Raw genomic sequence first — 19,004 nt, 5'->3', positions numbered from 1 at the left:
GGTGGTGCCCGTCTGTTTCGCAACTTCCGAACACCGTGTTCCGGATCGTGCTAGCCGATTGTCGTCCAGTCAACATCGAGGAACAGCCATGGTTGAACTTTCCGCAACGTCGCCTCTCTCTTCGCCTTTTCGAAAAGCCGGTGCCTGCGCGCTTCTCCTGCTCGCTCTGACGAGCCTGCACCACACCTATGGCGCCTATATCTATCAAACACCGTGGCGTCTCCACATCGTCCATTTGGCCGTGCCTGCGGCGATCATCATCACAGCCGCGCTGTATGTCGGCCGGTCAAGGAGCGGGACGATGGCCGGACGTGTCGCGATATGGCTGGCGGCAATTGTAGTGCTCGCCTTCCCGGTCGCGATGATCGGTATCTACGAGGGAGGCTGGAACCATGTGGTCAAGAACGTCGCCCATTTCGGCTTTGGAACGGATGCAGCACGGTTCCTGTTTCCCGAGCCGGTCTACCGGTTGCCGGACGATTTTCTCTTTGAATTGACGGGGATTGCCCAATTCCCGCTCGCCATCATCACCGCACTCAACACGATCAACCTGTTGCGGCGACCCACGCGGTGATCGGACTTTAGCCGCCGGCAGGGTTGCGGTAGACGCCAACGACCTCACTTTGCGCTATGCGTAGATTTGCCATCCCCTTTGATGAAATCGGCAAAGGCTGCGACCAGGTGATCGAACACGGCAGCAATCCTTGCCACCGATCTGAGATCCTCGTGGGCGACGATCCAGGTATCCAGCGACGTCACCACGATCTCCGGGAGGAGACGCTGAAGTCCTGGGTCCCTCTCTCCGATCGGAACCTGCATGATCGTGATGCCGAGGCCGGCCCGTGTCGCGGCAATGCGCGCGGGATGGCAATCCGTCCGCATCGCATAACGCATCGGGGGTAGTTCCGGCGCGGCGCTCTTGCCGATCTTCATGTCGACGAGGGAGCGATCCGGCCCAAGGACGTCGTGACTGGCGAGATCGGCCAAGGAGCCCGGCCGTCCCCGGCGCGCGATGTAGTCGGCGCTGGCGAAGAAGCCGAGCGGGATGGAACCGACCTTGCGGGCGATCAGGGCATCCTGTGTCGGCGCGAATGTTCTGACGGCAATATCGACCTCCTGGGCCAGAAGATCTGCCGGCTTGTTGCTAACGTAAAGCTCGACGGACAGGGCAGGGTGTGCCCGCCGCAGCGAGGCAAGCATCGGCGGAACCACCTCCACCGCCATGGTTTCGGAAACGCTGAGGCGCACCGTGCCGGCAATTTCGCCCGGTGCGCCGGTGGCGGCCCGGACGAAGGAATCGGACGCCAGCGACATCGCGCGCGCAGGCTCGATCAAGGCCCGCGCACTTTCGGTCGGCGTCAGGCCAGTGACCGAACGACTGAAGAGCTTGGTGTCCAGCGCCTCCTCGAGCGCGGCGATCCAGCCACGGACGGTCGGTTGCGAGACGCCAAGCCGTCGCGCCGCGCTCGACAGGCTGCCTTCTTCGATGACGGCCAGAAAGGCGCGCTGGTGGTCCCAGGAAACGAACGTGCTCATAAAAAACACACTAGCAGCTGGAGGAAATCAGACAATTTCATTCGAATGACCGGCAATGCCAAGATGCTTCCGAAGCACGCTCACAACTCAATGTTCAGGTAACCCATGTCCACTGTCAGAACGTCAGACCAGGATCACGCTCGTCCCGTGAACCGCCACATCGGATGGAGTTTCATCGCGATCTCGGCGATCGCCATCGGCCTCTACGCCGTGCCGCCCTATTTGACATTCTCGCCGCAGGACAGCCGGATTCCGCTGAACCAGCTGTTTGCCTCGCATCTGCCGTGGCTGTTCCTGCACGCCCTGCCGAGCGGCATCGCCCTCTTGATCGGCCCGTTTCAGTTCCTGCCGGCGATACGCAACCGCTGGCCGAAGGCCCATCGCCAGCTGGGCAGGCTCTATCTGCTTTGCGTCCTTGCCGGTAGCTGTGCCGCCATTTCGGCTACGGTAATGACGACGGCGGGCTTTCATGCGCAGGTGGGCTTCGGCCTGCTGGTCATCTGCTGGCTTTTCTCGGGCTGGCAGGCCTACCGCGCCGCCCGGCAAGGCCGCTTCCGCGATCACCGCGTCTGGATGATACGCAACTACGCCCTGACCTTTGCCGCCGTCCTGTTGAGGGTCTATCTGCTCGCAGGCATCGGCCTCATGCAATTTGTTCCCTCGATCTCCTTCGACGAACTCTACGTGGCCACCATTTGGGGCTCGATCGCCACGTCCGTGCTCGTCGCGGACTGGTTTATCGTCACGCGTACCGAGCGATAGATGTGAGGGGCGCGCCCTGAACCGAATCGTCTCACCCGGCCGATCGGCTTGGCTGCGCCTTCACATAGGTTCCGATCAGGTCGACGACATGCTGTCTTCGTTCGGTAACGATCGCCTCGGATGAAAGGTCGACGCCGAAGGTGACGGAGAGCGTGTAGCGGCTGGAAATGTGGATGAAGCTCAACGCCACAATTGAGATGTAGAGCTGCATGGCATTGATTCCCGGCTGGATCACACCGGCGGCTTCGCCGCGGTCCAGAAGCGTCTGGATGGTCTCGATCAACGGCCTGGAGGAGCGCGGGATGCTTTCGATCGCGCGGATAAACTCCCCTTGCAGCAGGTTTTCCGCCAGCACCATTTTGATGAATGTCGGCGTCGCTGCCATGTAGTCGTAGGTAAACGCCGTAAGCGCCTCGATCGCTTCGACCGGCGGACGATCCAGGATGTTCAGCCCGGCCTCCTGGCTGCGCAGGTCGTTGTAAACCTCCTGCAGGGCCGCCTTGTAGAGCAGCTCCTTGCTCTGAAAATAATGATAGAGCATCCGGATGTTGCAACCGGCGCGCTCGACGATGCGCGCCGTGCTCGCGCCACTCAGCCCATGCTCGCAAAACTCCGCAATCCCCGCATCGAGGATGGATTTGCGCGTCGCCTGTGCATTGCGCGAGCGCGGGCCGCCTGTTTCGCCGGGCTGGTGATCACTGTTGTCTGCGTCACGCATTCTGCATCCACCTTTTGTCGTGCCAACCGCGGCAGGATCTTTCTATCGCAAATGGCCATCGAGACAATTGACAACCAAGTAAGTAATAGCATACTTACAAAAGTAGAGGAGACGCTTTTTGCATGGCAGGAAGCAAAAAAATGAAGACCGCCCACCGCTAAGGGGGCGGAGATGGGGAGGGGACTGTGTTCAAGGCAATCAAGAGAATTCTGCTGCTGAGCGGCGCAACTGCCGTCATGGCTGGAGGGCTTGCTCAACAGGTACAGGCGCAACAGCCGGATCAGATCACCGTTGCGATCACCGAGGGAATTACCGGCAACAATCCATACGCCGACTCGGTGGTCCTCATCGGCTCGATCTGGTGCCAGGTTTATGGCTGCCTCACGACCTGGGATTTCAAGGCCGGAAAGTTCGTTCCGTTCCTCGCCGAGAGCCTGGAGCCCGAGGACGATCTCAACTGGATCCTGACGCTGCGCTCCGACTGGAAGCGCCACAACGGCGATCCCGTGGTGGCAGCGGACGTGATCCATTCGATTGAGCGGTCGCGCAACGATCCCGAGAGCATGTCGCAAGCTTCGGTCCAGTACATCGCTTCGGCCGAGGCGCTTGACGAGCGCCGGCTGCGCATCAAGACCACTCAGAAGATGGCGACGTTGCCGAACTACCTGGCGACGATGCAGATCACGTCCAAGAAGATCTACGACGAGTACGGCGCCAAGGCGGCCGACCGCGAGCATCCGGTTGGCGCCGGACCGTACAAGCTGGTCGAAGTCGGCATCGGCAGCCACATCGTTATCGAACGGGTCGACGGCCACCCGATGATCCAGCCGACCAATCCGAAGCGCATTATCTACCGCATGATGGTCGAGCCGGAGCAGCGCGTGACCGCACTTGCCAATGGCGAAGTGCAGATCGCGCAGAGCATTCCGCCGCAACTCGTCAACCGCGTGCAGCAATTGCCGAACGCGACGGCCGAGATGGTCGACTCCGCCGAAGCGATGTTCATCGCGATGAGCCCGAAGACCGCGCCCTGGGACAACCCGAAGGTACGCCAGGCGGTTTGCCATGCGATCAACCGCGAGGGCATCGCCCGCGCCATCCTCGGCAATCAGGTGACGCTGCTGAACGGCCCGGTCGGCGACGGCCAGCTCGGCTTTGATCCCGATTACGCGTCGCCGATGAACTTCGATCCGGAAAAGGCAAAGAAGCTGCTCGAGGAGGCCGGTGCCGTCGGCACTGCCGTCGATCTCTACACCCCGGTCGGTCGCTACACGGCCGATCGCCAGATCACCGAAGCAATCGTTCCGATGCTCGAACAGGTAGGCTTCAAGGCGACGTTGCAGTCACCCGAATGGGCAACGCTTTGGACCAATGTCCAGCGCGGCGAAACGCCATTCTACTATATGGGCCGCGGCAACATGCTCGATCCGTCGCCGGCGCTCGCGCAATATTTCGAGACCGACGCTTCGCCGCGGTTGAAGTACTCCAACCCGGAGGTCGATGCCCTGCTTCAGGCCGAGCGCCAGGAGTTCGACCCGACCAAGCGGGTGGCCATGCTCTCCAAGGCCATGGCGGCCATTACCGAGGACGCGCCGGCCTGCTTCCTTTGGCTGCACAAGCTCGCCTGGGGTGTCGCCAAGGGCGTCGACTACAAGCCGAGCAAGGCTGACCGGGTCAACGGCTGGGAAATCCACCTGAGATAGCCGCGGCCATCCCTTCACGCCGGGGACGCTCGCAAGCGCACCCCGGCGCCTGTTCCCTCAAGAGTTCCAAGGATTTTCCATGCTTGGCTACACGCTGAGACGCGTGGCCGGCACCGTTCCGGTGCTGTTCATGGTCTCGCTTCTGATTTTCGCATTGGTCCAGCTCGCCCCCGGCGATCCGGTCGACATGCTGGTAAGCGACGAGGCGACCGAGGAGGTCAGGCTGGCGATCCGCTCGGCCTGGGGTCTCGATCAGCCGATCTATATCCAGTACCTGACCTTCGTGAAGAACGCGGTGATGGGAGACTTCGGGCAATCCTTCCGCTACCGCGAACCGGTCATGGATCTGATCCTGGCACGCCTGCCGGCAAGCCTGGAACTCGCCATCTATTCAACATTGTTGGCCGTCGCCATCGGTCTTCCGCTCGGTGTCTGGGCGGCCAGCCGGCCCAATTCCCTTGTCGATACGATCGGCTCGATCGGTGGCTTCTTCGGTATCAGCCTGCCGAACTTCTGGCTCGGTATCCTGTTGATCCTGCTCTTTGCCGGAACCTTCAATCTGCTGCCCTCAGGCGGCCGCGAAACCTGGGGCTTAAACGTCGAACGGGTCACCGGATTTTTGACGATCGACGCCATCATTGCCGGCCGCTGGGATGCGCTCTGGGACGCGCTTCGCCACCTGACCCTCCCTGTCATCGTGCTCGGCACCAACATGACCGGCATCATCATGCAGATCACACGCGCCTCGGTGCTGGAGAACCTGCAGGAAGACTACGTCATGACCGCCCGCGCCAAGGGCATGAGCGGACGCGTCGTGCTCTGGCGTCACGCTTTCCGCAATGCGCTCATTGCCGTCATCACCATCATCGGCCTCGAATTCGGCACGCTCATCAGCGGCGCCATCATCGTCGAAACCGTCTTTGCCTGGCCCGGCATCGGCTACCTGCTGCTGCAGGGGATCTCGTTCCGCGACTTCCCGCTGATCACCGGCCTGGTGCTCGTCTACACGACGCTGTTCGTTCTCATCAACCTCGCGATCGACATGATCTACACCGTCGTCGATCCGCGCATCCGTCTGGGGTGACTAGGATGGCTCGCTCCTCCAAAACTCGACAGCTCCTGCAAGCGTTGAAATCGCCGAAAGGCGCCTTCAGCCTCGTCGTCATCGCTCTCCTGCTGCTGGCCGCAACCTTCGCGCCGCTGCTTGCGCCGTTCGACCCGAACCGCCAGGACCTGATGCTCGCGATGACGCCACCGCAACTGACCGGTCCGCATTTCCTGGGCACCGATCACGTCGGGCGCGACATGATGAGCCGCATCATCTACGGCTCGCGCGTCTCTCTGCTGATCGCCGTTGCCGTGGTTCTCTTCTCCGGCGTGGTCGGCGTCACGCTCGGTGTCGTCTCCGGCTATTACGGCGGACGGGTGGACTCGCTTATCCAGAAGTTTCTGGAAGTCGTCTGGGCATTTCCGCCGCTGCTGCTTGCGATCTCGATCGTCGCCTTCCTCGGCCAGGGCCTTGGCATTCTCATCGTTGCGCTCGCGTCGCAGCGCTGGATCCCCTATTGCCGCCTTGCCCGGGCAGAAGCGCTGACCCTGCGCGAACGGGAATTCGTCTCCGCCGCGCGATCGCTCGGCGCCAGCGACAGTCGCATCCTGCGCACGCATATCCTGCCGAACCTCATCCAGTCGGCCCTGATCGTCGCGACCTTTGCCATGGCCACCGCAATCATCGCGGAATCGAGCCTCAGTTTCCTCGGCCTCGGCGTGCCGGCATCGACCCCGACCTGGGGCGGCATGCTGTCGGATGCGCGCGCCTACATCAGCACCTCCTGGTGGATGGCTCTGTTTCCGGGCCTCTGCATCTTCGTCACCGTTCTCGCCATCAACCTCCTGGGTGATGTGCTCAGAACCCACCTCGATCCCCGCCTGAGCCGCGCTTGACGGTTCGGAACACTAAGAAAAGAAGGATTATTCCATTGGTTGAACGTATCGAAACCTCGATGGCGGACGGCGCGCTCAAGAGCATGGCTGTGGTTCACAACGACATGGTCTTCCTGTCGGGCGTGCACGCGAACGACACCAGCGGCGACATCAAGGAGCAGACGCGCGAGGTTCTGCGCAGCGTCGATCGCCTGCTCGAGGCGGCCGGCTCGAACCACAAGTCGATCTTCGTCGTGCACATCTGGCTGAAGGACATGCGCTACTTCGGCGCCATGAACTCCGTCTGGAACGAATGGGCCGACCCGGCACACCCGCCGGCGCGTACCTGCGTCAGCGGCGAGCTTTACCGTTCGGACGTTCTCGTCGAGGCGGTCGTCATCGCCTATCGCGCCTGATTGCTTGCGAAGGAGAACCCCATGGAACTCAGAGAACTCGGCAAGAAGGATGGCGCCGGCCATCAGCCACGCATCTGCCTCGGCAAGGCGTCGGACACGCTCGCCTCCGTATGCCTTACCGCACCGGACAAGACCGGCGACCTCAGGGATCAGTCGCTGCAGATCCTCAACGCCATCGAGCAGTATTTTCAAAGCGTCGGCTCGTCGCGCAAGCAGATCCTGATGGTGCAGGTCTGGCTGTTCGACATCAGCGAGTACCCAGCGTTTTGCGAACTGTGGAACGAATGGATCGATCCGGAAGGCGTTCCGGCACTTTCCGTCGTGACAGGGCATGCGGCGCGCCGCGACTGCGCGGTGGAAATCCGCGCCTACGCTGCGTGCTGACCTGGAAGTAATGCGTCGATCTGGAGGCGAACGTGACTGAAGACCTGCTCAGGATTTCCGATCTCGCGGTGAAGTTCCGCGGAACACCGGACGGCGTGCTTGCCGTCAAGGGCATCGATCTCGCCATCGGCCGCGGCGAGGTCGTCGCGATCGTCGGTGAGTCCGGATCGGGAAAATCGGTCACGGCCAAATCCGTCATGCGGCTCGTCGAATATATGGGTGCGGAGATCGTCGGCGGAAGCGTCTTTCTCAGCGAGAAATCAGGCGGTTCGACCGATCTCCTCACCCTCGACGAGGCCCGGATGCAGGGCTTGAGGGGTGACCGGATTGCGATGATTTTCCAGGAGCCAATGACCTCGCTCAATCCGGTGCTGACCATCGGCCAGCAATTGTCCGAGGTCGTCGTGAAGCATCGCAAGATCGGCCGGGCGGAGGCCGACGGGATCGCGCTGAATGCCTTGCAACAGGTGCGTATCCCCGAACCCGAGCGCCGGCTGAAACAGTATCCGCACGAATTGTCGGGCGGGATGCGCCAGCGCGTCATGATCGCCATGGCCATCCTCTGCAAGCCGGACCTGTTGATCGCGGACGAGCCGACAACGGCACTGGACGTCACGGTGCAGGCCGAGATCCTGGAGTTGATGAAGGTCATTCAACGCGAGACCGGAATGGCCATCCTGCTGATCACCCATGACATGGGCGTCGTGGCCGAGATCGCCGACAAGGTGGTGGTCATGCTGCGGGGCGAGGTGGTCGAGAGCGGTGAAATCCATCAGATCTTCAATGCGCCGAAGCACGAATATACGCGCCGCCTGCTCGATGCCGCGCCAAAACTCCAGGCCCGGCAGGAGGGCTCGGCCCAGGCCGAAGTCGTTCTCGATACGCCGGCAGCGCAGGACAAGGCCGATCCGAACGTCGTGCTCAGTGTGCGCAACCTCGTCACCCGCTTTGCCGTGCGTCAAGGCATGTTCCAGCGCATCGTCGCGAATGTCCATGCGGTCGAAGGCGTGTCCTTCGATCTGCGCGAGAAGGAGACGCTTTCGCTGGTGGGCGAAAGCGGCTGCGGAAAATCGACGACCGGCAAGAGCATTATGCGGCTCATCCAGCCGAATGAAGGCGAAGTCCTGCTTCAGGGCCGTAACCTGGAAGGCGTCGGGGCAACCGAAATGATCGAGATGCGCAAGCGCATCCAGATGGTGTTCCAGGATCCCTACGCATCGCTCAATCCCCGCATGTCCGTGGAGCAGATCGTGGCCGAACCGCTGCGCATCCATCGCGTCGGCAACCCGTCGCAGATCCGCGACAGGGTCTACAGCCTGCTCGAACGCGTCGGGCTCACCCGGGCGCAGGCGAGCCTCTATCCGCATCAGTTCTCCGGCGGCCAGCGGCAACGCATCTGCATTGCCCGTGCTCTGGCGCTCAATCCGAAGGTGATCATCGCCGACGAGCCGGTCTCGGCGCTCGACGTCTCGATCCAGGGGCAGATCCTCGATCTGCTCGCGGAGATCCAGGAGGAGTTCGGGATTTCCGTCCTGTTCATTTCGCACGACATGGCCGTGGTCGAGCGCGTCAGCGACCGCATCGCGGTCATGTATCTCGGCGAAATCATCGAGATTGGACCGCGCGACGCCGTGCTCGGTTCGCCGGCTCATCCCTACACACAGCAACTGTTGTCCGCAGTGCCGATCGTGCACCCCGATCAACGTCGCAGCCGAACCCTCGGCGCGCGGGAACTGCGCAGCCCGATCCGTCCGCCCGGCTACGTCCACCAGACGCCAGCCTTGAAGGCGGTGGGTTTTGAGCATTACGCGCGGCTAGCCTGAGAGGGCACTCAGCCTTGGAGATCGGGTGCTCCTTCCGGAGGTCCGCAAAGGTAAGGCCTAGTACGGGATTTCCCGTATCGGGCAACAATTCGACGACAGGAAAACATATGCAGAGCCAGGGCGGGTTGCGTTGGGTCTTTTTGGTCGCTGTGGCGGCCGTCGGTCTCAATCTTCGCCCGTTTATCGCAAGTGTCGGGCCTTTGGCCGAGAGTATTCGTGCCGGTACCGGCCTCGGTCCCTATGGACTGGCAATGCTGACATTCGTTCCGATGGTGCTGATGGGCTGCGTTGCCTTCCTTGGCCCGGGTCTGCAGCGGATCGCCGGCACACGCCCGGTGATCCTGTCTGCGCTCGCCACCATCAGCCTCGGGACGATAATGCGTCTCTTCGTTTCCAGCGGCTGGATGATGATCGCCACCGCTGCTGTGATCGGGGCGGGTGTCGCGGTCGTTCAGGCTGTCTTTCCCGGCATCATCAAGCGGCAGTTTCCGGATCAGGCGGGCCCGATCGCCGGGCTTTACTCGGCGATGCTGCTAGGCGGCGGCGCCTTGGGAGCGCAGGCGTCTCCTGTCATCGCGGACTTGACCGGCAGTTGGCGCATCGGACTGGGTTCGCTGGCAGCGCTCGGCTTTGTCGCCGTCGCTGTTGCCTGGGTGGCGCTTCCCAGCGACGGCCCGCGGAAACCGGAGGGCAACCTCGTCCGAAACTTGCTCACGAAGCCGCGGGCCTGGCTGCTCATGGTATTCTTCGGCCTAGTCAATGGCGGCTATACTTCGGTGGTGGTCTGGCTCGCTCCACACTACCAGCAGCTTGGCTGGGGCGCTTCGGCGAGCGGCAGTCTGCTCGCGGTCATGGCGGTCTTCCAGGCGGCGGCTGCGCTCATCCTGCCGGTCTTGGCCTGCCGCAACGGGATGGACCGGCGGCCGTGGCTGTGGTTCACGCTTGGGTGCCAGTTCGCAGGTTTTGCGGGCTTTGCCTTCGCGCCGCATGCCGCACCGTTTGCGTTCGTCGCGCTGACCGGCGCCGGGCTCGGCGGCTGTTTCGCCCTGTCGATGGTGGTCGCGCTCGATCATCTGGCCGACCCCGCACAGGCAACCGCGCTATCGGCCGTGATGCAGGGTGGTGGTTTCTTGCTGGCGGCGACACCGCCGATGATCGTGTCCGCACTCCACGACCTGACCGGAAGCTTTGCCGCCGGCTGGAAGTGGCACCTCGGTTCTATTCTCATCGCAGCCGCGCTTACCGCGCGCCTGGCGCCGCGAGGCTATGCAGCCGCGATGCCACTGGCACCGGCGACGACCGGCACCGACCGGCCGTTCGGATAAGGCAACGCTGCGAACAAGCGCCGTCAGGCGATCGTTCGTGCGCTATCCGTCATCAGCTTCAGCCCAAGTGCGCCCACCACGGCGCCAGCGGCGCGGTCGATCCAGGTCTTTGAGCGCAGATAGACGACCCGCGGCCCATGGGAGGAAAAGCCGAGGGCGACGATCGCGTACCACAGGAACTCGTTGATGAAGAGCAGCGGGGGGAGGGCGAGAAGCATCCAGGTGGGCGCCGGCGACGGCAGCAGCGCGGCGAACATCGAGGCGTAGAAAATCGCCGTCTTCGGGTTGGAGATCTGAACGAAGAGCCCTCGTAGCAGGGATTTCCAGAGCGTGCTCGGCTGGTCGGCGGGCGTCTCGGCAATCGTAATCTTCTGCGGTGCTGCCCGCCAGATGCTTATGCCGATCCAGACGAGATAGGCGCCGCCGGCGAGCCTCAGGAGGATGTTGAGCCATTCGACCTGAAGAAGGATCGCCGTCAGGCCGGCGACTGCGATACAGGCGAAGAAAAAGCCGCCAATGCCCATGCCGACCGCTGCCATCAATCCATCGGCGCGCGACCGCGCGATCGCGATCCGCGACACGACGATGAAGCTCGGGCCGGGGCTCATGGCTCCAAGCAGGAAAACGCCCAGGATGGAGGCAAGAATTGCAAGTTCATGCATGTCGCTATCCTCTCATTGGAGCGCCGCCGCCAGCGCGGGGTGATTATGAAATGCGTCGCGTCATTCCACAATCGGGCGTGTGCCGCACCTGCCTGCTCCGCCGGGAAGCCGAAGATGTATCCCTCAATGGCGCCCTTCCTCGATCTTCGGGAGGAACCACGCGAGAAGCCCCGCAAGCGGAAGGAACGAGCAGATATAATAGACCGTTTCGACGCCGTAGCGGTCGGCCAATATGCCGAGAAGCGCCGCCGCGATGCCACCCAAGCCGAAGTTCAGTCCGTAGAACAGCCCGCCGATCAGTCCGATGCGGTTCGGTAGCAGTTCGATGGCGTAGATCAGGATCGATGCGAAGGCGCTTGCCATGATCAGGTTGATCATCACAGTCAGCACGCCGGTCCAGAACAGATCGACGTGGGGCAGGATCAGCGTCAGGGGAAGCGGCCCCAGAACCGAGATCCAGATGATCCGGTAGCGCCCGATGCGATCGCCGATAATGCCGCCGATCAGTGCGCCTGCGGCCGAGGCGAGCAGGAAGATGAACAACATCATCTGTGCGGAAGGAATGGAAAGGCCGAACCTTTCCATGAGGTAGAAGGTGTAGAACGAACGGAAACTTTCACCATAGGCGTTCTTGGTGAACATCAGCAGCGTCAGGACCACCAGAGCAACGGCGATCGTTGCCGGCGCGTGACGGACGCTGCCGGCCTTTTTGCTCTCCGCCCGCAGCGCCATGAATGCAGCGCTGATCTCGCGCTGCTTGCTGCCAATCCAGGCGAGAAGCATCATGGCCAGCAAGGCCAGCGCGGCGAACCACGCAAGACTCGGCTGCCCCCAAGGAACGATGATCACCGCGGCAAAGACCGGGCCGAGCGCGCCGCCTGCCTGGCCGCCGACCTGAAACAGTCCCTGCGCCAAGCCCTGCCGGCCGCCGGCGGCATAGCGCGCCATGCGCGTGGCTTCGGGATGGAAAATGGACGACCCGATGCCGATCAGTGCGACCGAGACAAGGATCATGGCATAGCTGTCAGCAAGGGCGAGGCTGACTAGGCCCGACAGCGTGAACATCATCCCGACGACCGGCGAATAGGGTGCGGGGTGCTTGTCCGTGACCATTCCGATCGCCGGCTGCAGCAGAGATCCGGCGATCTGGAAGGTCATGGTGATCATGCCGATCTGCACGAAGTCGAGCGCGTAGGCGTCCTTCAGGATCGGATAGGCGGCCGGGATCAGCGACTGCATGAGGTCGTTGAGGAGATGGGTGACCCCGAGAACGACCAGGACGGCAAGATGCGTCTTCGGGCGTGTCACGGCAGGGATGGCGACTGTCATGGTAGATTTCTAGACTCCAGGATGCCGTGAAACGGCCTGCGGCGATGCCGCGCGGCGGGGAGCTTATGCATCCGCCGATAGGCGGGCAACCACCGGATGACGTCGCGCGCGAAAAAATGGGCTATCGAGGCAGAAGGTTAGGCCCGTTCGGGCGTATTCTTCGCCAGGCTTCGTCAGCGGGCACCTCGGAGCTTGCCGTCAAGGTCCGGTTCCCGCCTCGCATGTCCTCGTTCGCGCCGACTCAGGCCTCGTGTCTGAAACCGGTCTCACGGCGCTCTCGCTTTCGGTAGCAAGGTCCGCGATCGCGAGGACAACACCGATGGCCAGGGGCTCGGCCGAAACCGAGGTTATCGGTCTTTATTCAGCCGATCGGAAACGAACCGTCGGATAGCCCGCCGCGCTACCGTGCAGCCGGCTCGTTCAGGCGTGGTCAAGGCAAACCCTGGGCTCACCTGATCTGTCCTGGAATGCTCAGACCTGCCGGCCAATCAGCCGGTCCAGCGACCAACGTCCGCTGCCATGAGCGCTAAGATAGGCAAAGACGCCGAACCACACGGTCGAAAGCTGAAAGCCGGTACCACGCGGGATCATCACCAGAACCAGAATGACGATCATTTGCACGAAGAGCATGAAGGCGAGGGGGCGGGTCAAAAGCCCGAGCGCAATTGCGATACCGCCGAAAAGCTCCAGGGCGCTGGTCATATAGGCGAGCGGCACGGCCGGCTCGAGGCCCAGGCTCTGGAAAAGCTCGATGTCACGGGGCATGTCACCGTTGAAGAGCTTTTCCCAGCCGAACCAGCTCATGACACCACCGGTCGTGACCCGCAACATCGTGTAGGCAAGGTCCTGAACCTTGCCGTAGAGCGGCGCGAGAACCGGAAACATGAGCGGCAAGTCGTTGTGCGGATGAGGAGCGGACATGAATTCTCCGGAGATTAGGGATACAAAAGCGGCGCATCCACCCACCCGAAAATCCGGGTTCCGCTATCTATGGATACCCGTCCTGCTTGTCCGATAAACCCTGTGTTACGCGGGTGCCCTTCACCCTCACGGTTTAGTGCGCCTCTGTTGAGCGCGACGTAGCATTCGGCACGTTTGCGCCGTGTCTCTCGCCTATTCCGGTAAACGGACAGCTCGAAAAATGGCTCAAACCTGCGCCGTGCCGGTCGCCACGACGCAGGTTTGAGCATGAGGGCAGCACGCAATCGTGATGGCGCGCGAGGCATGCCCCGCAGTTGTGCTGTCAGCCTACCGCTGTTTCGGAGCAACGAATGCGTGGCTCACGTCCGCGCACCGCCCGACGGGTGCGGCTTTCGATGATCTGGGCGACCCATCCGGCAAGAGAACCGAGGCCGGTCGCGCCGGCGAGTTCGCTGATGGTTGCCAGCGTCGGCTCGAGGTGCGCTGCAAAGAAAGTGACCAGCCCGATGAAATAACCGAGGAGGTTGTTCAGCCAGGGCAAGCCTCGCGTGACGATGACGACGGATCCGGTCACGAAGACGACCGCTGGCAGCGCCAGTGCACCGAGCATCGGGGCCAGCAGCGCGACCGCCAGGGTCGAGATCGCGCCGAGCGAAAGTCCGATCACGACGCACACATAGGTCCGCAACCCCTCAACCGGTGACGGCTTGCGCGTAAAGTAGGCGATCCATCCCATGAACATGGCCCAGGGGGCGATCGCGAGCACCAGGCTGAGGCCGGAGGCCATCGCTGCAACGAAGGCTGCGGTGACGGTGAAGATCAGATAAAGCCCGGTGCTCCCGGATACGGCAGAACCATGGGCCTCTGTATGAGTCGTTTCCTGCGTCATCAGACATTCCTTCCTTGAATGAGCCTAGGTTGTGAGAAGAGGCGTGTGGGTCAGCACATGCCGCCATTTGCCCGGATGACCTGGCCGTTGACCCACGCGCCTTCCGGTCCGGCGAGGAAAGAGACGACACGGGCGATATCGTCCGGTTCGCCGAGCCGTTCGAGGGGGGTCATCTTGGCCATCCGGTCCAGCAATTCCTGGCTCTTGCCGCTCAGAAACAGCTCGGTTGCAACCGGCCCGGGGGCGATCGCATTCACGCGAATGCCGCGTCCGCGCATCTCCTGGGCAAGGACCTGGGTAAGACCTTCGACCGCCGCCTTGGTGGCGATGTAGATGCCATAGGTCGGCAATCGCATTCCAATCACACTCGACGAGACGTTGATGATGCGGCCGTCGTTGCGCAGCCGTCTCGCCGCCTCACGGCAGACGTTGAACGTGCCCTTCAGGTTTATCGCGATGGTTTCGTTCACGACGTCGTCTGTGATGTCGGCAATCGGCGCAAGCTTCATGATGCCGGCGCTGTTGACGACGACGTCCACGCCGCCGAAGGCTTGCGTGGCCATGTCGAACATTGCCGCAACCGCGCCGGCGTCGCTGACATCCGCCTGGACAACGCATGCGTCACCGCCGCTGCCGATGATCTGGTCCGCGACCACCTTGGCCGCCTCGGTACGCCCCGCATAGTTCACGACAATCTTGAAGCCGTCTCGGGCGAGGCCCTTGGCGATTTCCGCGCCAATGCCTCGCGACGCTCCGGTTACCAGTGCGACCTTGTTGCTGTTGCTCATTTGCCAAGCCTTTCAAGTGCGCCGTCTATTGATCGCGAGGAGGATACGTCTGGTGTGAGAGAAGAAAAAATGCATAGTTTGTAGGCCAACAATGACTGAGAGTATGAGTCATGACATTCGATGCGCGCCTGCTCAGTGGGATCGGTGTGCTGACTGCGGTCGTCGAAGCCGGCAGCTTTGCCCGGGCCGGTGAGGCGATGGGGCTGACCCAGCCGGCGGTCAGCCGCGCGGTCGCGCGTCTCGAGGAGCGCGTCGGCATACGGATCTTCAATCGAAGCGCCCGGGCAATCTCGCTGACGGACGAGGGACGGCACTTTTATGAACGCGTCGCGCCCCTCCTTTCAGCGATCGAGGAGGCGGCAATCATGGCGGGCGGCACCAAAACGCAGGTGCGCGGCAAGCTGCGGGTCAATGTCGATGGAACCTTTGGGCATTTTGTACTCGCCCCAAGGATCAATGACTTTCTCGAGCGCTATCCGGAACTCTCGGTCGAAATCTTCGTGCGTGACTCGATCGGCGATTTTGTCGGCGAGGGGACGGATGTCGCCATACGCTTCGGCGAGCCTGGCGCCCATTCGATACATGCGGAACGGTTGCTGGAAACGCGCGTGCTCACCTGCGCGTCGACGCAATACCTTGAGAAATATGGCAAACCGCAAGTGCCAGCCGATCTTTTTCATGGGCACCAGTGCGTCCTCATCCGCGATCCGGCAACCGGGCGTCCCTTTGCCTGGGAGTTTCAGCGCCGGGGCGAAGCCGTACCGTTTGCTGCGAGCGGCCGGGTCACGGTCAATGACACGGGCTCGCTGATTGCCGCCTGCCGCAGCGGCGCCGGCATCGCACAGCTGCTCGAACTCTATGTCAGGGACGAATTGGCAGGCGGCGATCTGACCCAGATCCTGCCGGACTGGGCGGAGGAAACCTTCCCGCTTCATGCCTATCATCGCCGCTCGGAGTTGATGCCCGCCAAATTGCGGGTCTTTCTCGACTTCGTGCGCGAGATCGTCGCCTAGGCAAATCGCGTCGAAGGCAGAGCGCCTTTCAGCGGCCTATCGCCGTGCTCACCGCTATGGCCGCCACCGAACGTGCTCGATCAGCGCGCGCAGCTTCGGCGCCAGGTTCCGTCGATTGGGGAAGTAGAGATAAAAGCCGGCGAATGGCGGGAAGTAGTCTTCGAGAAGCGGCACCAGCTGTCCGGCGGAAACATAGGGCCTGAAGGTTTCCTCCATGCCGAAGGTTATGCCGCCCCCGGCACAGGCGGTCCGGATCATCAGTGACATGTCGTTGGTGGTGATTTGCGGGTTCACCGCCACGTCGAACTCGCGGCCATCCTTGCCAAACTCCCAGCGATAGGGTGCGGTCTGGGGCGCCGGGCGCCAGCCGATGCAGCGGTGTTGGGCGAGGTCCGCCGGCAGCAAAGGCCTGCCGAAGCGTTCGATATAGGATGGCGCCGCAACCGCCGTCTGGCGTTGCTCGGCCGATACCGGCACTGCGATCATGTCCTGCTCGATGACCTCGCCAAGCCGCACCCCGGCATATCATAGCCTTGGGCCACGATGTCGAACTCCTCGTCCGTGACGGTCACATCGATCTGGATCGTGGGGTAGGTTTCGGCAAAGCTTGCGAGCAGTGCTCCTGAGATGAACCTTTCTGCGATCGAGGACACCGCCAGCCGCAACAGCCCGGTTGGCGCCATGTCCCGGTCTGCCGTGGCGTCCAGCGCCATGCCGACCTCTGCGAGGGCCGGAGCCACGCGCAGGTAAAGTTGCGCGCCAGCCTCCGTGAGGCTGACGCTGCGTGTCGTCCGCTGCACGAGCGCAACGCCGAGCCGATCTTCCAGCCGCCGCAGCGATTGGCTTACGGCCGATCGCGTAACGCCCAGATGCTCGGCAGCCGCGCGAAAACTCCGAGCCTCGGCGACGGCCATGAAAACGGAGATGGCATTGAGATCGACGGCCATTGGACAGCTCAGATTACCGGTGTCGGCATGATTGGGTAGAATGAAGATGCAATCTTGGCCTGACGATCGACAACCTTCAAGGTATCAAACAATGTCACCGCCGAGTTCTGCCGCGCCTGTGATCGCCTCCAGAGGCTTGTTGCGATTGCAAGAGCCTGGCAGCGCCTTCACTTCTTCCCCGCCTCCCGCGCCAGAAACGGCGCGATCTCGCCTTCGCTGACGGTCCGTGCGGAGTTGTGTTCATGGCGGATTACCCAACGGCGACCGTCACACTCCCAACCGAGTTGAGAACGATCAACGATCGCCGTCACTGTGCCATCATTCGTTTCGAGCCGTGCGACGAATTCGAGCGTTGTCGACGCAACGCGCTCGCCGACGATCGCATCTGGTCCGTCGGAGACGGCGTGTATCGCCGCGCGCATGTTGTTGAACGGGCCTTCCCACATGGCCCCGTAGTCAGCCGCGCGGCGCGCCGTGCGCAAGTTCGGCGCCAAGTCGTCGTAGAACACGCCCTCGCCATCGAGGTCGTAGTAGCGTCCGAGCTTGTCGGCGAACTTGAATGCCGGATCCTCGGGTGCGCGCTCCCAGCCTTCGAGGATCCAGCTTCTATGCAGTTCCGCCGGCCCGTCCGGCCCGGCTGCTGGGCAGGCGGGCGGTGTCTCCTGTTGCGCAAAGGCGGTCCCCGTCGCCAGCATCCAGGATGCTGCCAGGGCGAGCATGTTGAACTTCATGGGTTTGGTCCTTGTCTATTGTATTGCCGCGGACAGGCGGCTGCAGAGACGAGGCGGGAGACACATGGCAGCCACCTTTAGATCAAGGGATCGGGCGATCCTGGCTGCTGCAACCTTCGTGTTCTCCCTTCCGTCGTCACCTTTCGCGGTAAAACACCATGCCGCCGTGATGCAGCACGCCGTCGATGAACGCGCCATCGGCCGTGAAGCCGGTGTCATCCCAGTAGTCGATCTGGTTGCCGGTCACTTCGTAGCGCCCCTGATAGGCGCTCTTTCGGTTTCCGCGCGCCTCGTCGTAGCGACCGTTCGGCAGCAGTTCCTGGCGGATCCGCCCGTCCTCAGTGACCCACATGCCGACATAGGGATGATCAGCTTGCTTGCTCTGTGCTTCGCTGCTCACGGCGTCCTCCGCGACCGCTTGACGGGAGATCGGCGCATCGAGGGACGCCAGACCGGCAATAAGGGTGGCGGCGGCAAGTTTGGGGAGGTTGTTCATGGCCGGTCTCCCGCAGGCTTGTCCTTGCCCGCATCGGCCCGCTCGGCAAAGAGCTGCGACAAGGATTGCGACGCAGCAATGGCCCGCGGAAATCCGGCCGGAACGGTCACCATGTAGATGACTTCCTTGAGCTCATCCTCGGAAACGCCGACGTTGAGCGCGTATCCGGCATGGACCTTCATCAGGTCGGTCAGGCCCATCGCGGCGAAGGCGGCGACCGCCGCCAGTTGCCGCGTCCTGTTGTCGAGTCCCGGGCGAGACCAGACGTCGCCGAGGGCATAGGCCTCGGTCGCATCGGCAAGGAAAGGAAACTCCTGCCGCATCTGTTCCAGGTTGGGCTGCGTCGCGCCATTGTTGAGCGTCCGGATGACGGCAGCGCCGCGTTCGCGACGCTCCTCCAGGGATTGGGCGAATGCGACCTCCGGCGAAAGGCCCAGGAAAACCGCCGTACCCGCGGCCGCAAAGTGCGATTGAATGCGATCAAGCATGTTTCTCTCCTCGATAGATGACTGTGCGGACGACCAGCGGTCGCAAACGTCGTCATTCCTCCGGCTGTTCGATGCCGGGTGGGAAGGCGCGGCAAGCGCGCGTCCTGTCCGCGTCTGTTGAATTGGGGAGGCACTGCCGTTTGACCGAAA

20 protein-coding genes and 1 pseudogene are annotated in these 19,004 nt (G+C 62.5%); 10 read left to right on the top strand and 11 right to left on the bottom strand.

Annotated features, from left to right (window positions below):
• Positions 1 to 58 precede the first annotated feature (58 nt).
• Positions 59 to 574: a hypothetical protein gene (locus OKW20_RS29145; RefSeq protein ID WP_429177833.1), complete on the top strand. Its 516-nt coding sequence runs from the start codon at positions 59 to 61 to the stop codon at positions 572 to 574.
• Between the two features lie 44 nt (positions 575 to 618).
• On the opposite strand, the gene OKW20_RS29140 is transcribed toward OKW20_RS29145, so the two are convergent.
• Positions 619 to 1,536, bottom strand: a complete 918-nt coding sequence (locus OKW20_RS29140; protein ID WP_429177832.1) for a LysR family transcriptional regulator — start codon at positions 1,534 to 1,536, stop codon at positions 619 to 621.
• Between the two features lie 147 nt (positions 1,537 to 1,683).
• Here OKW20_RS29140 and OKW20_RS29135 point away from each other — a divergent pair, with 147 nt between their 5' ends.
• Positions 1,684 to 2,298, top strand: a complete 615-nt coding sequence (locus OKW20_RS29135) for a DUF2306 domain-containing protein (protein WP_429177830.1) — start codon at positions 1,684 to 1,686, stop codon at positions 2,296 to 2,298.
• A 31-nt stretch (positions 2,299 to 2,329) separates the two neighbouring features.
• Here OKW20_RS29135 and OKW20_RS29130 read toward each other — a convergent pair whose 3' ends face one another.
• On the bottom strand, positions 2,330 to 3,016 hold the full coding sequence (locus OKW20_RS29130) for a TetR family transcriptional regulator (RefSeq protein ID WP_052201734.1): 687 nt from the start codon (positions 3,014 to 3,016) through the stop codon (positions 2,330 to 2,332).
• Between the two features lie 185 nt (positions 3,017 to 3,201).
• Here OKW20_RS29130 and OKW20_RS29125 point away from each other — a divergent pair, with 185 nt between their 5' ends.
• The 7 genes from OKW20_RS29125 (at position 3,202) to OKW20_RS29095 (ending at position 10,590) form a co-directional block, all read left to right on the top strand.
• Positions 3,202 to 4,719 carry an ABC transporter substrate-binding protein gene (locus OKW20_RS29125; RefSeq protein ID WP_197067118.1) on the top strand — a complete coding sequence of 506 codons (1,518 nt, stop codon included), beginning with the start codon at positions 3,202 to 3,204 and terminating at the stop codon, positions 4,717 to 4,719.
• 79 nt (positions 4,720 to 4,798) lie between these two features.
• Positions 4,799 to 5,803 carry an ABC transporter permease gene (locus tag OKW20_RS29120; RefSeq protein ID WP_043615136.1) on the top strand — a complete coding sequence of 335 codons (1,005 nt, stop codon included), beginning with the start codon at positions 4,799 to 4,801 and terminating at the stop codon, positions 5,801 to 5,803.
• A gap of 5 nt (positions 5,804 to 5,808) precedes the next feature.
• Complete coding sequence (locus OKW20_RS29115; RefSeq protein WP_429177827.1) at positions 5,809 to 6,663, top strand: ABC transporter permease; 855 nt, start codon at positions 5,809 to 5,811, stop codon at positions 6,661 to 6,663.
• A 35-nt stretch (positions 6,664 to 6,698) separates the two neighbouring features.
• Positions 6,699 to 7,058: a RidA family protein gene (locus OKW20_RS29110; protein WP_052201732.1), complete on the top strand. Its 360-nt coding sequence runs from the start codon at positions 6,699 to 6,701 to the stop codon at positions 7,056 to 7,058.
• 21 nt (positions 7,059 to 7,079) lie between these two features.
• Positions 7,080 to 7,442 carry a Rid family hydrolase gene (locus OKW20_RS29105; protein WP_429177825.1) on the top strand — a complete coding sequence of 121 codons (363 nt, stop codon included), beginning with the start codon at positions 7,080 to 7,082 and terminating at the stop codon, positions 7,440 to 7,442.
• Positions 7,443 to 7,474: 32 nt separating this feature from the next.
• Entirely contained in the window at positions 7,475 to 9,265 is a 1,791-nt protein-coding gene (locus OKW20_RS29100; RefSeq protein WP_429177823.1) for a dipeptide ABC transporter ATP-binding protein, read from the top strand.
• Between the two features lie 107 nt (positions 9,266 to 9,372).
• On the top strand, positions 9,373 to 10,590 hold the full coding sequence (locus OKW20_RS29095; RefSeq protein WP_429177821.1) for an MFS transporter: 1,218 nt from the start codon (positions 9,373 to 9,375) through the stop codon (positions 10,588 to 10,590).
• A gap of 23 nt (positions 10,591 to 10,613) precedes the next feature.
• Here the strand turns inward: OKW20_RS29095 and OKW20_RS29090 are convergent, their stop codons facing one another.
• From OKW20_RS29090 to OKW20_RS29070, 5 genes are all read right to left on the bottom strand, one after another.
• Complete coding sequence (locus tag OKW20_RS29090) at positions 10,614 to 11,252, bottom strand: LysE family translocator (protein ID WP_043615122.1); 639 nt, start codon at positions 11,250 to 11,252, stop codon at positions 10,614 to 10,616.
• Between the two features lie 123 nt (positions 11,253 to 11,375).
• Entirely contained in the window at positions 11,376 to 12,581 is a 1,206-nt protein-coding gene (locus OKW20_RS29085; RefSeq protein WP_156134048.1) for an MFS transporter, read from the bottom strand.
• Between the two features lie 471 nt (positions 12,582 to 13,052).
• Positions 13,053 to 13,502: a DoxX family protein gene (locus OKW20_RS29080; protein ID WP_429177817.1), complete on the bottom strand. Its 450-nt coding sequence runs from the start codon at positions 13,500 to 13,502 to the stop codon at positions 13,053 to 13,055.
• 322 nt (positions 13,503 to 13,824) lie between these two features.
• Positions 13,825 to 14,391 (bottom strand): DUF1097 domain-containing protein, encoded by a 567-nt coding sequence (locus OKW20_RS29075; RefSeq protein WP_429177813.1) that lies wholly within the window; start codon positions 14,389 to 14,391, stop codon positions 13,825 to 13,827.
• 50 nt (positions 14,392 to 14,441) lie between these two features.
• Complete coding sequence (locus tag OKW20_RS29070) at positions 14,442 to 15,179, bottom strand: SDR family oxidoreductase (protein ID WP_429177811.1); 738 nt, start codon at positions 15,177 to 15,179, stop codon at positions 14,442 to 14,444.
• A 110-nt stretch (positions 15,180 to 15,289) separates the two neighbouring features.
• Between OKW20_RS29070 and OKW20_RS29065 the strand changes: the two genes are divergently transcribed.
• The gene (locus tag OKW20_RS29065) at positions 15,290 to 16,192 is read left to right on the top strand and encodes a LysR family transcriptional regulator (protein ID WP_429177809.1); all 903 of its coding nucleotides are present in this window, start codon (positions 15,290 to 15,292) and stop codon (positions 16,190 to 16,192) included.
• A gap of 54 nt (positions 16,193 to 16,246) precedes the next feature.
• Here the strand turns inward: OKW20_RS29065 and OKW20_RS29060 are convergent.
• From OKW20_RS29060 to OKW20_RS29045, 4 genes and pseudogenes are all read right to left on the bottom strand, one after another.
• Positions 16,247 to 17,139, bottom strand: a pseudogene (locus OKW20_RS29060) (LysR family transcriptional regulator).
• Between the two features lie 167 nt (positions 17,140 to 17,306).
• A complete protein-coding gene (locus OKW20_RS29055) occupies positions 17,307 to 17,870 on the bottom strand; it encodes a hypothetical protein (protein ID WP_429177807.1) in 564 nt (187 codons plus the stop codon).
• Between the two features lie 136 nt (positions 17,871 to 18,006).
• Complete coding sequence (locus tag OKW20_RS29050; protein ID WP_043615108.1) at positions 18,007 to 18,366, bottom strand: Atu4866 domain-containing protein; 360 nt, start codon at positions 18,364 to 18,366, stop codon at positions 18,007 to 18,009.
• Positions 18,363 to 18,854, bottom strand: a complete 492-nt coding sequence (locus tag OKW20_RS29045; RefSeq protein WP_429177805.1) for a carboxymuconolactone decarboxylase family protein — start codon at positions 18,852 to 18,854, stop codon at positions 18,363 to 18,365. Before OKW20_RS29045 ends, OKW20_RS29050 begins: the two co-directional genes overlap by 4 nt.
• Between the last annotated feature and the right edge of the window lie 150 nt (positions 18,855 to 19,004).

The sequence above is a fragment of the Ensifer sp. LBL genome, from assembly GCF_050435225.1.
Taxonomy (GTDB): domain Bacteria; phylum Pseudomonadota; class Alphaproteobacteria; order Rhizobiales; family Rhizobiaceae; genus Ensifer.
The sequence above is the reverse complement of the archived record's forward strand: the minus strand, read 5'-3'. Positions and strand labels throughout refer to the sequence as shown.